The 12663-nt window shown below is 51.4% G+C and carries 8 protein-coding genes; 7 read left to right on the top strand and 1 reads right to left on the bottom strand.

Annotated features, from left to right (window positions below):
• Nucleotides 1-225 precede the first annotated feature (225 nt).
• The 3 genes from G437_RS0102500 to pgi all read left to right on the top strand — a co-directional run bounded on the left by G437_RS0102500 (nucleotide 226) and on the right by pgi (nucleotide 5813).
• On the top strand, nucleotides 226-1443 hold the full coding sequence (locus tag G437_RS0102500) for an NADP-dependent isocitrate dehydrogenase (RefSeq protein WP_024331023.1): 1218 nt from the start codon (nucleotides 226-228) through the stop codon (nucleotides 1441-1443).
• Nucleotides 1444-1668: 225 nt separating this feature from the next.
• Nucleotides 1669-3999: a 6-phosphofructokinase gene (locus G437_RS0102495; RefSeq protein ID WP_024331022.1), complete on the top strand. Its 2331-nt coding sequence runs from the start codon at nucleotides 1669-1671 to the stop codon at nucleotides 3997-3999.
• Between the two features lie 128 nt (nucleotides 4000-4127).
• Entirely contained in the window at nucleotides 4128-5813 is a 1686-nt protein-coding gene (gene pgi / locus G437_RS0102490) for a glucose-6-phosphate isomerase (protein ID WP_024331021.1), read from the top strand.
• A 196-nt stretch (nucleotides 5814-6009) separates the two neighbouring features.
• Here the strand turns inward: pgi and G437_RS11400 are convergent, their stop codons facing one another.
• The gene (locus G437_RS11400; protein ID WP_024331020.1) at nucleotides 6010-7845 is read right to left on the bottom strand and encodes a PPK2 family polyphosphate kinase; all 1836 of its coding nucleotides are present in this window, start codon (nucleotides 7843-7845) and stop codon (nucleotides 6010-6012) included.
• Between the two features lie 233 nt (nucleotides 7846-8078).
• Here G437_RS11400 and G437_RS0102480 point away from each other — a divergent pair, with 233 nt between their 5' ends.
• The 4 genes from G437_RS0102480 to G437_RS0102465 all read left to right on the top strand — a co-directional run bounded on the left by G437_RS0102480 (nucleotide 8079) and on the right by G437_RS0102465 (nucleotide 12651).
• On the top strand, nucleotides 8079-9071 hold the full coding sequence (locus G437_RS0102480) for a malate dehydrogenase (RefSeq protein WP_024331019.1): 993 nt from the start codon (nucleotides 8079-8081) through the stop codon (nucleotides 9069-9071).
• 386 nt (nucleotides 9072-9457) lie between these two features.
• The gene (locus tag G437_RS0102475; protein WP_024331018.1) at nucleotides 9458-10756 is read left to right on the top strand and encodes an ABC transporter substrate-binding protein; all 1299 of its coding nucleotides are present in this window, start codon (nucleotides 9458-9460) and stop codon (nucleotides 10754-10756) included.
• Between the two features lie 60 nt (nucleotides 10757-10816).
• Complete coding sequence (locus G437_RS0102470) at nucleotides 10817-11761, top strand: carbohydrate ABC transporter permease (protein WP_024331017.1); 945 nt, start codon at nucleotides 10817-10819, stop codon at nucleotides 11759-11761.
• Nucleotides 11758-12651, top strand: a complete 894-nt coding sequence (locus tag G437_RS0102465) for a carbohydrate ABC transporter permease (RefSeq protein WP_024331016.1) — start codon at nucleotides 11758-11760, stop codon at nucleotides 12649-12651. The genes G437_RS0102470 and G437_RS0102465 overlap by 4 nt, the downstream gene beginning before the upstream one ends.
• Nucleotides 12652-12663: the final 12 nt, after the last annotated feature.

Genomic DNA, 12663 nt, shown 5'->3' with positions numbered 1-12663 from the left:
AGCAAGTTATGGTTTGTCTATGTGTTTCCCTCATTCAATATTTGTGAACGTACACTAAATAAAAGTGTGGGGCCTGTTCTCGAGGGCAACTCTGAAGGGTGCGGGTCGGAGTTTTGATCCTGGCATGTGGAGGACCTGAGGGCGAGGAAGATACTCAGCAAATTATCTCGACATCGAGTAATCTGAGAGTAAAGGACATCTTTGCAACTCGATTGAGGAGACTTTATGACCAAAATAAAGGTCAAAGGGCCGATTGTGGAGCTTGATGGCGATGAGATGACTCGTATTATGTGGCGTTTTATCAAGGAGCGGCTGATCTACCCGTATCTTGACATTGATCTGCGCTATTTTGATCTAAGTATCGAAAGTCGCGATGCGACGGATGATCAAGTGACGATTGATGCTGCGAACGCCATAAAAAGGCACGGCGTAGGTGTCAAATGTGCAACTATAACTCCTGATGAGGCGAGAGTTGAAGAATTTAGTCTCAAGAAAATGTGGAAATCTCCCAATGGCACGATTCGGAACATCCTTGGTGGGGTTGTTTTCCGGGAGCCGATCATAATTTCTAATATTCCGCGCCTGGTACCGGGGTGGAAGAAACCAATCGTTATTGGGCGCCACGCTTTTGGAGATCAATATAGGGCTACGGATTACAAGGTTCCCGGTGCAGGAACCGTGACGTTGACGTTTACGCCTGATGATGGCTCGGAACCAATTGAGCATGAGGTTATACGTACTCCTCCCGAGGGCGGGGTAGTTATGGGGATGTATAACTTTCACGAGTCCATACGCGATTTTGCCAGGGCCGCTTTCAACTATGGGTTAGATCGTGGCTTTCCGGTGTTTTTGTCGACCAAGAATACTATTTTGAAAGCCTATGATGGGGCGTTCAAGACCATATTTCAAGAGGTATTTGATTCGGAATATAGAGAAAAATTCGAGGCTGCAGACCTAACCTACGAACACCGCTTGATAGATGACATGGTAGCGTGCTCGCTTAGGTGGGAGGGCGGATACGTATGGGCATGCAAGAACTACGACGGCGATGTTCAGTCCGATACTGTAGCTCAGGGGTTTGGGTCCCTGGGGCTTATGACGTCGCTCCTTATGACACCGGATGGCAAAACAGTGGAGGCCGAGGCTGCGCATGGCACGGTAACGAGGCATTACAGAAGATACCAACGGGGGGAGCCGACTTCCACTAATCCGATAGCTTCAATTTTTGCTTGGACTGGGGGATTGCGCCACCGTGGAAAGCTTGATTCTACCCCGGAGGTCATCGGTTTTGCCGATGTGCTAGAAAAGGTCGTAGTAAGAACTGTAGAAGGCGGAAAGATGACGAAGGATTTGGCGCGTTTAGTAGGCAGCCAACAACCGTTTTTGACGACGGAACAGTTCTTGGAAGAGCTGGACGAAGCAGTTCAGCAGGAGCTAAGTTAGCCCCCCTTGAAAATAAGATAGTGAACGTACACTCTAGCTTGGTTGCAAGTCCCCCCTCGAAATTGTGAACGTACACTATCCGGGGAAGTAAGGAAGGTAGGGGAGGCACAGTATGTTTTGCAGGTTTCAGTATCTTTGTCCTACTCACGTTGCGGAAATTAGGGAACAATAGAGTTGCGAGTCACTAAACGCTTCGCAGAACCTTGCTTACCAATGGAGGGATGAATGGGCAGCGAACGTACACTTAACGACCTGAGGGGCAAATATTCAAATCCTGACGGCAGTCAGATCAAAGTTGGAGTTTTGACGTCTGGTGGGGATGCCCCGGGCATGAACGCAGCTGTACGTTCAGTGGTTCGTACTTGTATTGCCCTCGGCGCCCAGCCTTACGCGATACTAGACGGGTGGGCTGGTGCGGTAGCGGGTACTGACCGGATCCGGCCGCTCCGGTGGGGGGACGTCTCTTCGATACTCAACCGAGGCGGAACTGTAATTGGTACTGCCCGCTCAGCTGAGTTCCGCGAACGTTCGGGTATGAAAAAAGCTGCACGAAATCTGCTGGAAAAGGGCATTTATCATCTGATCGTGATTGGTGGTGACGGTTCACTGTCGGGAACGGAAGAGTTCCGTGCAGAATGGCCGTCTATGCTTGATGACCTGGTGGCTGAAGGAGTCATTTCAAACGAATTGGCGAAGGCCCATCCCACACTTTATATCGCAGGTATTGTTGGTTCCATTGACAATGATCTGGTTGGCTCAGACATGACTGTGGGTACTGATTCTGCCCTTCACAGAATATTGTCGGCAATCGACGAGATTTCTTCTACCGCAGCCTCCCACCAGCGCACGTTCGTCCTCGAGGTTATGGGACGCCACTGCGGTTATCTGCCGCTTATGGCTGCTGTGGCAGGGGGGTGTGATTATGTTTTCATCCCCGAGGAGCCTCCCGCCCCGGGTTGGGAGAAAGATATGGTGCAGGCCTTGAAAGTAGGCCGAGCTGCAGGCAGACGGGAGTCTATTATTATCGTGGCCGAGGGCGCCGTGGACACTGAAGGTGAAAAGATTACGGCGCAAACGGTGGCCGATGCAGTTGAAAAGTACGCTGGTCAGCAGGCTCGAATAACTATTTTGGGGCACACTCAACGGGGCGGTACGCCCTCGGCATATGATCGGTGGATGCCGACCGCTCTCGGGTATGCGGCCGTGATCGAGGTATTGAAGGCGACGCCAAAGTCTGAACCCTATATTTTGGGTTCGCGTAAGAACAGGATCGCGCGTCTGCCGCTCGTGAAATCGTTGGAGCACACTCGCAAGGTAAAAAAGTTGACTGCGGCGCATTGTTATGAGGAGGCCGTGCGCGCCCGCGGCCGTTCGTTTACCAATATGCTCGCTTTGAATCGGATACTGTCGTTTCCGCCTGAAAGGGGCGAGTGCGAAACTTCTGGGAGGTCGGCTAAGCGTGTGGCAATAATGCACGTGGGTGGGCTTGCTCCGGGGATGAACACTGCCGCTAGAGCCGCGGTGCGTATAGGCGTGGACAAGGGTTTCGAAATGCTGGGCGTGCAAGGATCGTTCGCTGGCCTGATGGATTCGAAGATTGTGCCTTTGGCGTGGAGGGATGTTGAGGGATGGGGATTTGACGGGGGCGCGGAACTGGGAACCCGGCGGCATATTCCCGAGGTCGATGAGCTCTACGCAGTGGGTAGGGCGATTGAGAACAATAATTTGGACGGCCTCGTTATTGTTGGCGGAATGAACGCCTATCTTGCGGTTTACCGGATGGTTTCTGAGGTGGGGCGTTATCCGGCTTTTAGAATTCCAATTGTGTTGGTGCCGGCGACTATTGATAATAATTTGCCGGGTTCTGAGTTGTCGATTGGGACGGACACGGCTTTGAATAATGTTGTTTGGGCATTGGATCGGATTAAGGAGTCTGCGGCGGCGTCTAAACGTTGTTTCGTTGCTGAGACGATGGGCCGATATTGCGGATATTTGGCGCTTATGGCTGGGCTTGCTTCTGGGGCAGAGCGAGTGTATCTAAATGAGCTGCCAACGAGTTTGCGCGAGATCGAGCAGGACGCAAATCTTATGCGCTGTTCTTTTGAGCAGGGCCGGAGATTATTTTTGGCGGTTCGTAATGAGGAGGCGTCCGGCTTGTACAATCTTGAGTTTTTGGAGCGCGTGTTTGAGCAGGAGGGGCGTGGCCTTTATGACGTGCGTGCGAGTGCAATTGGGCACTTGCAGCAGGGCGGTTCGCCTACGCCGTTTGATCGGTTGTTGGCCACGCGTCTTACTGCGCGGGCTATGGACGAGGTCGAAGCCCAGTTTGAGGAGGGCAGGTTTAGGGCCGTATATGTTGGCGAGTCTGAGGACGATGCCGTCGTTTTCCCTGTTGAACGCATGATGGATCAGTTGGATTTGCAGCATAGGCGTCCTTTTGAGCAGTGGTGGACGCAGTTTGTTCCTATGGTTCCGGTGGTTAGCCTTGAGGAGGCTGCTTGTCCTGTTCCGCCCATGCCAACGATTGGTCCAGATAACTTGGAGTGCTTCGAATAGGGTAGCGTCGGTTGGAGCATCTACTGGCCGCCCGTTTTCGCTCTCTCGCTGAAAGGAGTGAACGTACACTTAATTTTCTTGTTGGCGACTAGAACGTACACTTGGGTATGAAACGGAAAGGAACTAGCATGAGCGACCATGTAGAACCGATTGATCCAACTCAACTTGCGTCTTGGCGAAAACTGCAGGACTTGAAGGATAATTTCGAACCGGACTTGCGTGGATGGTTCAATGATGATCCTGAACGCGCCGACAATCTGACGTTCAAAGCCGCTGATTTGTATGTGGATCTGTCAAAAAATCTGATTACGAAACCAATTTTTTCGGCCTTGCTCGAACTTGCCGAGGGGGTGAACGTACACTCAATGCGCGCGGCAATGTTCTCGGGCGAACATATTAATGTGACTGAGGACAGGGCTGTTTTGCATACGGCTTTGCGTCGGCCAGTATCAGATCCTTTGCAGGTTGACGGGCAGAATGTCACGGCGGATGTGCAGGATGTTTTGCAGAAGATGTTCTCTTTTGCGAAAAAGGTTCGTGCTGGTGAGTGGAAGGGCGCTACTGGCAAACCGATTGAGACTGTAGTCAATATTGGCATCGGTGGTTCGGATCTGGGACCTGTTATGGCATACGAGGCGCTCAAGCCTTATTGTCAGGATGGTTTGCAGTGCCGGTATGTTTCTAATATTGATCCAACAGATATTGGCGAGAAAACTGCGGATCTTGATCCTGAAACAACGCTTTTTGTAATCGCGTCTAAGACTTTTACGACTCTCGAGACTTTGACTAATGCGAATGCTGCTAAGCGTTGGCTGTTGGCGTCTTTGAGGGATCGCGGGCTGATTTCTGGTGATGGTACATCCCAGGATGAGGCCGTAGCTAAACATTTCGTTGCGGTTTCGACGGCGTTGGATAGGGTTCAAGCGTTTGGTATAGACCCTGCTAATGCCTTCGGCTTTTGGGATTGGGTTGGCGGACGTTATTCGGTTGATTCGGCTGTCGGGCTGTCATTGGCGATTGCGATAGGGCCGCATGGGTTCACTGATTTTCTGTCGGGTTTCCGGGCTATGGATGAGCATTTTATGCATGCTCCTGCGAACGAAAATGTTCCGTTGTTGATGGGGATGCTGAATGTTTGGTACCGGAATTTCTTGGATGCTCATACGCATGCTGTTTTGCCGTATGCACAGTATTTGCATCGGTTTCCGGCGTATTTGCAGCAGCTGACTATGGAGTCAAACGGCAAGAGTGTGCGTCGCGACGGTTCTCGAGTGACTACGCTAACTGGCGAAGTGTTCTGGGGCGAGCCTGGAACTAATGGTCAGCATGCGTTCTATCAGCTAATTCATCAGGGCACTGAGCTGATTCCAGCAGATTTTATCGCGGTGGTAAATCCTGCTTGGCCGCTGAAGGCTCCGGATGGGGCCGATCAGCACGAATTGTTCTTATCTAATTTCTTTGCCCAAACGAAGGCTTTGGCTTTTGGCAAGAGTGCTGAAGAGGTGCGGGCTGAGGGAACTGCTGCAGAGATCGTGCCGGCCAGGGTGTTTGAGGGCAACAAACCTACTACGTCTATTATGGCGACTGAATTGAGTCCTAGAGTGCTGGGAGAACTGATCGCCTTATATGAGCACATAACTTTTGTAGAGGGCGTTGTCTGGGGAGTCAATTCCTTTGACCAATGGGGTGTTGAGCTGGGAAAGGTACTAGCGAAGCAAATTTCTTCTGCCGTTGCGGGTGACGAGGAGGCTTTAGAAATGCAGGATTCGTCCACCAAGGGGTTGGTGCAGTTCTATTTGGATAACCGCCGGTAGTTGTGCAGGAATGTGAAAGAGGGCGGTGAGTTCGTCCTCTTTCGCGCGTTTCTGTGCGATCTGTACCCCAGTTTTAGTGAACGTACACTTAAGCGATTAGGTGAACGTACACCTTAGCAAGTAACGAAAAGGCGGGCCCACAGGCTGTGTCCGTGGGCCCGCCTAATGACCTCTGTAGCCGCGGGAGATACCGTAACTATTTAGAAATATCGACCGTATATTTTAGAGTGTGTGTCTTCCCAGACTTCAGGCGCAATGTGTCGTCTAATACGTTGGCGCCTTCGATACAAACAAACCGGCGCCATTGAGAACCCTCAATATCGGCAAAATCCTTCGCCCTTTTTGCACCGGGATTCCAAATTACGATGTTTGACGCACCGTCAGTCGATACCTCTATCCGCCGGGCGCCATCTACAATTTCTACCGGCCCCGAACCAAAGTAGATTCGATCTGTTTCGCCAGAGAAGGTGATCGGCTTTTTCGCGCTCCTAGTGGCCTCCTGGCCTGGCACTTTATCTAGATACTTGACCTTCTCTAGGCCTGTAATTTGGATTTTCTCTACATCGGATACCAGCAGGTAGGCATGCAGAGCATCTTCAAATTCAACCGGCTTCTTACCCTCGTTGGTGATTGAAAGTTCCAGACGTAGCTTGTTACCGAAGGAGGCCTCAAAAGTCGCAGAAAGATTCTCCCAGCCTGCACGTTGCCCCTTCAGCGATCCTTTAGCTAGATGCCACTTGGCAACTACGCGGCCGCCCTCGTTATTTTGCTCCACGAATTCCCAGGATTGGCTTCTAGCCAAGCCGTGCTTTGGGGTCAAGTTCCCGTCTTTGCCGGAACCAAACCAGGGTAGACAAATAGGAATGCCTCCGCGTACGGCTTCGCCTGCAACCGGCTTCTTACTAGATGCCCAAAGTGCTTCGTCCTTGCCAACTTTCCAGGAAGTTACCTGAGCGCCAAAATCATAGGCTGCCCCGGTAGCATTTTTCCCTTCGAATTTTCGGGCTACGGTTGCCGCGTCAGCATCCGGATTCAGCTTGGCGACTTGAGCTTTCAGATCGGCTGCCTCGCCAGCGCGCTGGGGAGTCTTCTTGGCCTTTTCTTCCTCATAGTCCGATAATGTCTCTTCTGGCATCGTCGCGAGAACGCGCTGGCGTTCGGCGGCCACATCGTACGTGGGCTTCGGCCAGGTCGGATTCATATCTGCCAGTGTTCGTAATATTATTTCGGCGATTGCATGCCTCGAATACCACTTGTGATCAGCTGGAATTACATACCAGGGGGCTACGTCTGTGTCTGTGTGCTCGAGTATTTCTTCGTAGGCGGACTGGAATTTGAACCAGTCGGAACGCGTGTCTATATCTCCAGGAGAATATTTCCATTGTTTGTCAGGACGGTCTACGCGTTCGAGTAGCCTCTGGCCTTGTTCGTCGTAGCTGACCAGGAGAGCAAATTTGACCAACGTGATGTGTTTTTTCTTGAGCTGAGCTTCCCAGCGGTTTATTTTTTCGAGGCGTTTGGTTAGGTTCCCGCCCTTTAGCTTGTTTGCCACGTAGGGTACGAGCACGTCCTCGTAGTGGGAGCGGTCGAAAAAGCCAATGTAGCCGGGCTTGGGGAGGGCTTTTTCTATGCGCCATAAAAAGTCGTGTTTGGCTTCAACGGGGGTGGGTTTCTTGAAGGCGGTGATGGCTACGCCTTGCGGGTCTACCATTGCGAGGACGTGCCTTGCGATTCCGCCCTTGCCGGCTGTGTCAAGGCCTTGGACGAGCACTAATAGACTGTCTTGGCTTTGCCCCGTATTTGCTTGAGCCCACAGCCGTTCTTGCAGTTCAGCCATAATTTCACCGCGTTTAGCGGTTTGCTTCAGTGCGGCTTCCTTGCCTGAAGTCCAACCTGGGGTTGAGTCGCGTTCGAACTTTGCAATGGGCACGATTGCTTTTGCTCGTAGTAGTTTTCGAGGGTCCGCGCTCCAACCGTCGAGCGCGCCGTCTTTGCCGTCTTTGGTCGAGGGCGAATTTTGGGTTTTGGCCATGGGTCCACCTTTCTAGCTATTTTCACTTTACTTGGCTGCATGCACCGGCGCATCACAACTGTATTTTTGCGTCCCCATAAATTCCTACGTTAGGTGTACGTTCACTACTTTGACGGACAAATTACGCGTGGTGGGACTTATGCTGAAGAAAAAAGATAGTGACGGATCTATCCTTTAACCGTGGCGCAACGCCAGGGCGTATGCAACGCCTAATCCACGAAGGAGTTTGAGATATGGCACAGACGAAAGAACCGGTAGTTGTCACAGTTACAGGCGCGGCCGGGAATATTGGCTACGCGACCTTGTTCCGCATTGCCGCGGGCGACATGTTGGGCGCGGATCAGCCAGTTATTATTAACATGCTGGAAATTCCGCAGGCTGTGAAGGCTGCCGAGGGGACTGCGATGGAGCTGCGGGATGCAGCATTCCCCACTTTGGCCGGCTTGAATGTTTACGATGACGCGAATAAGGCCTTTGAAGGTTGCAATTATGCTCTGTTGATTGGTGCTCGCCCTCGGTCGAAGGGGATGGAGCGCGCGGACTTGCTCGAGGCCAATGGTGGGATTTTTGGGCCGCAGGGGAAAGCTATCAATGACCATGCTGCCGACGATGTGCGGGTCTTGGTAGTTGGCAACCCTGCTAACACGAATGCGTACATCGCTGCTGCGTCGGCTCCGGATGTTCCTGCCGAGCGGTTCACCGCTATGATGCGGCTCGACCATAATCGTGCTATTAGCCAGCTTGCCGAGAAGACTGGTGCTGCCGTGAGCGATATTAGGAAGGTCGTTGTTTGGGGGAATCATTCGGCTGACCAGTTCCCGGATATTTCTTTTGCGACGGTGGGCGATAAGGCTGCTACGGAGTTGGTTGACGAAGAGTGGCTGGATTCTTACTTTGTTCCGACTGTTGCTAAGCGGGGGGCCGCGATCATTGAGGCGCGCGGGGCATCTTCGGCTGCTTCGGCCGGGTCTGCGGCGATTGACCATATGCGGTCGTGGGCTTTGGGTACTCCTGAGGATGATTGGGTTTCTGTGGCGTTGCCGTCTAAGGGACAGTATGGCATTCCTGAGGGTCTTGTGTATGGCGTTCCGTGCACTTCCGATGGTGGTGAGTGGAAGGTCGTTGAGGGGCTTGATTTGAATGCGAAGCAGAAGGAGCAGTTGAAGAAGAATGCTGAGGCTGCCCAGGTGGAAATTGAGACTGTGAAGAAGGCTGGCATTTTGTAGTCAGTTTTGAGGGGTCCCGGCGGGCGTGTCCCGCCGGGACCTTTTGCTGCGTTTTAAGTGTACGTTCACTAGTTTGCGGGAGAACCTAAGGTGTACGTTCACTAATTTTGGGGGTGGCGCCTCCTTATTAAGTGTACGTTCACTATTTCAGAGGGCCAGTGTGCGTACTTTGAGCGTTTTCGTTGGGCGCTTCGGCGGCTGCGCCAGGTGGCTGCTGGCCTAGACTAGGGCGCGCGGCTATTACAAGTTATATGGGCAAACATTTTGGCTCGTTGATGTGAAAGGGGCAAAAGCGTAAAACTGCATGGGATAAGATAGGCGCGCAAAGAGATAGCTGGGGAAACGACGTGGTTTCCCATCTCTAACGCCAATGCAAAGGAGCATTAATGCGTAAATTAGTAGCGCTAGCTGGAGTAGCCGCACTGTCCCTCTCTCTTACCGCTTGTGGCGGTGGTAACGAGGCTAAGACTTCGAGCGGAGGTAAGGAGGATGCCTCCCAGGTGGATGTTGTGACTTGGTGGTCAGCTGGTTCTGAAAAAGAGGGCCTCGCTGCACTACAGAAAGTTATGCAGAAGCAGCACCCCGATACGAAATTCCAGAGTCAGGCTGTTTCTGGTGGGGGTGGTGACCAGGCGAAGCAGAAGCTGCAGGCTGATCTTGCCGCCAAGAACCCGCCTGACACCTATCAAGCTCACGCTGGTGCCGAGATTAGCGAGGACATCAAAGCCGGCTACCTCGAAGACCTTTCGGGACTTTATGACGAACTCAAACTTCGCGACGCTTTCCCCAAAGATTTGATTGAGCGCCTAACTGTTGACGGAAAGATCTACTCTGTGCCCTCGAATATACATCGAGCGAATGTTACTTGGGTCTCGAAGGCGGCTTTGGATAAGGCTGGCATAGATCCTTCGAAAGCACCTGCGAACATCGAGTCTTGGATCGCCGATATGGAAAAGCTGAAGAAGTCGGGAGTCAAGTATCCGATGGCGGTGGGGAATTCCACGTGGCAGTTGCACCTGCTCGAAACGATTTTGATAGCGGACATGGGAGCTGACGGATACCAGGCGCTCATGGATGGAAAAGGTGATTGGCATTCGGCGGACGTAACTAAAGCCTTCGAGCATTATAAGAAGATTATGGAATATGCTGATCCGTCCCTTCTAAATGAAGATTGGGAGCCCGCAATGAAAGGCGTCATAAATAACGATGGAAGTCAGGCTTACACTGTTATGGGCGATTGGACTCCTCCTGCTTTTGATGCTGCTGGGAAAAAGATGGGTAAGGACTACTTTGCCTGGCCGGTGCCCGGGACCGAGGGCGTATTCGACTTTCTTGCGGATTCGTTCACTATGCCCGTGGGAGCAAAGCATGCGGGAGGCACCAAGGCGTGGCTCGATACTATTTCCTCTAAAGAGGGACAGATTGCTTTCAATTCTGTGAAGGGATCCCTTCCTGCGCGCGCGGATCTTAGCGAGGACGAAAAAGCTAAGTTTAGCGATTACCAGAAGAGCGCCATGAAGTCTTTCAGCGAGGACAAAATTGTTTCGTCTGTTGCACACGGGGCAGCGCTGCCTTTGAAGGTGACAGAATCTATGAAGAAGGAAGGCCTAGGAAAGTTCACTGCGGGCAATTTTGATGCGAAACAGCTGCAGGAACAATTCGCGAAGTTGGCAGAAACAAAGTAGTTGCTGCCTTACAAGTATTGGGGGTGGGGTTAGTCCCACCCCCAATCATGAGGATTTGCCATGTCAACAGTAGAAATAAAAAAGTATAAACGGAAAAGATCAGTTGGTGGTATAAAGCAGTGGGGGCCAGCACTCTTATTGATAAGTCCTTCCGTGATACTGGTTGGATTCTTTGTCTATGGACTCATCGGCACCAACATTTATACTTCGCTTTTAGACAATCATACGGCGGGACAACTTAATGGCGCGGACCCGGTTCATTTTGTGGGGCTAGATAATTTCGTCGCCCTCTTTAATAATCCTGACTTTCTATGGTCTTTTAGAAATTTGATAGTGTTTACTATTGTGTTTCTTCTGGGGACTTTGATCTTGGGGTTCCTGTGGGCGTGGCTTTTGGAACGGCCTATAAAAGGGGACAGTTTTTTCCGGTCCGTATACATGTTCCCAATGGCTGTATCGTTTATTGCCTCGGGTGTTGTGTGGCGCTGGCTGCTGAATTCGGGCCAAGGAGCTGATGCCTCCGGGCTGAACCGACTGTTCCAGTCTATTGGCCTTGGATTTTTGCAGAACAGCTGGATCTCTTCGCAGCGGTGGGCAATTCTTGCGGTTGCAATACCCGCTATCTGGCAGCTGTCCGGGTACATAATGGCCTTGTTTCTCGCAGGTTTTCGGGGCATTCCTGATGAGTTGCGCGAGGCGGCACGTATCGACGGCGCGAACGAGTGGCAATTGTATAAGAATATTATTTTCCCACAGCTAACTCCTGTAGCTCTGTCGGCAATAATTATTATTGGGCATATGTCATTAAAATCTTTCGATCTAATCATGGCAATAGCGGATAAAAACTGGTATCAGACATTTGTTCCGGCTGTGGACATGTACAACGCGATGACTGTGAACGATCATTCCCGTGCTGCTGCAATTGGTACGGTGTTGCTACTTGTGGTTGCGGCCCTAGTTATCCCTTATTTGATTCATGATGCAAGGGGGAGGAATACTCGATGAGCGCAAAGCTTGAAGCAAAGACTCTGCAATCTGCGTCACCTAGGAGGAAGGGCACATCGAGGATTTCGAATGCGCTGCGTTACTTTGTGCTTGCGATGATTTTGTGCCTCGTTTTAATACCGGTGTATGTGCTTATCGTAACGTCTTTTAAAAGCGGGGCGGAGGTTAGTCCGGCCAGCGCCTGGTCACTTCCTAAAGATTGGAATGTGGATAATTGGATGAGGGCGTGGAATGCGCTAAAAGGTGGAATCGGTAGATCGCTAATACTGGTAATCCCCTCATCTATTATTTCTGCCATGCTTGGCTCGGCTAATGGTTTTGTGCTCAGCCGGTGGAAATTTCCGGGAGCTAATATAGTTTTCACCCTGATATTATTTGGTATGTTCATCCCTTATCAGGCGGTTATGATTCCACTCATGAAATTAGTGGTTGGAGCGGGACAGGCTTTAGGAGTAACGCCCTTTGGTATTCCAGCTTTGATGGTATTGCATATAGTCTATGGCGTTCCTATCTGCACGCTTATCTTCAGAAACTACTATGAGTCTGTCCCTGAGGAACTGGTGGAGGCTGCCAGGGTAGATGGAGCGGGGATGTTGCGTACCTACTTTTCGGTGGTTTTGCCTATTTCTGTCACGTCGTTCGTGGTAGTAATTATCTGGCAGTTTACTCAGGCGTGGAATGATTTCTTGTTCGCCCTATTTTTTGGCGGGTCTGCTCAGACGGGGCCTGTAACTCTAGCGCTGAATGAGTTGGCGCACGGCTCGATCATGGCGGACTATGGCGGCTCGATGGCGGGCGCCCTCATAGCTTCCGCGCCCACATTACTCGTTTATATCTTCCTTGGAAAGTACTTCGTGTCGGGAATGATGTCGGGATCGGTCAAAGGATAAAATGACGTTTTG

The organism is Winkia neuii subsp. neuii DSM 8576 (assembly GCF_000420405.1).
GTDB lineage: Bacteria > Actinomycetota > Actinomycetes > Actinomycetales > Actinomycetaceae > Winkia > Winkia neuii.
This window is presented reverse-complemented; position numbering and strand designations above follow the sequence as displayed.

Bases quoted from the DNA above. Each gene is read 5' to 3' on its own strand.
- G437_RS0102500 (WP_024331023.1), top strand. From the start codon at position 226: ATGACCAAAATAAAGGTCAAAGGGCCGATTGTGGAGCTTGATGGCGAT.
- G437_RS0102495 (WP_024331022.1), top strand. From the start codon at position 1,669: ATGGGCAGCGAACGTACACTTAACGACCTGAGGGGCAAATATTCAAAT.
- pgi (WP_024331021.1), top strand. From the start codon at position 4,128: ATGAGCGACCATGTAGAACCGATTGATCCAACTCAACTTGCGTCTTGG.
- G437_RS11400 (WP_024331020.1), bottom strand. From the start codon at position 7,845: ATGGCCAAAACCCAAAATTCGCCCTCGACCAAAGACGGCAAAGACGGC.
- G437_RS0102480 (WP_024331019.1), top strand. From the start codon at position 8,079: ATGGCACAGACGAAAGAACCGGTAGTTGTCACAGTTACAGGCGCGGCC.
- G437_RS0102475 (WP_024331018.1), top strand. From the start codon at position 9,458: ATGCGTAAATTAGTAGCGCTAGCTGGAGTAGCCGCACTGTCCCTCTCT.
- G437_RS0102470 (WP_024331017.1), top strand. From the start codon at position 10,817: ATGTCAACAGTAGAAATAAAAAAGTATAAACGGAAAAGATCAGTTGGT.
- G437_RS0102465 (WP_024331016.1), top strand. From the start codon at position 11,758: ATGAGCGCAAAGCTTGAAGCAAAGACTCTGCAATCTGCGTCACCTAGG.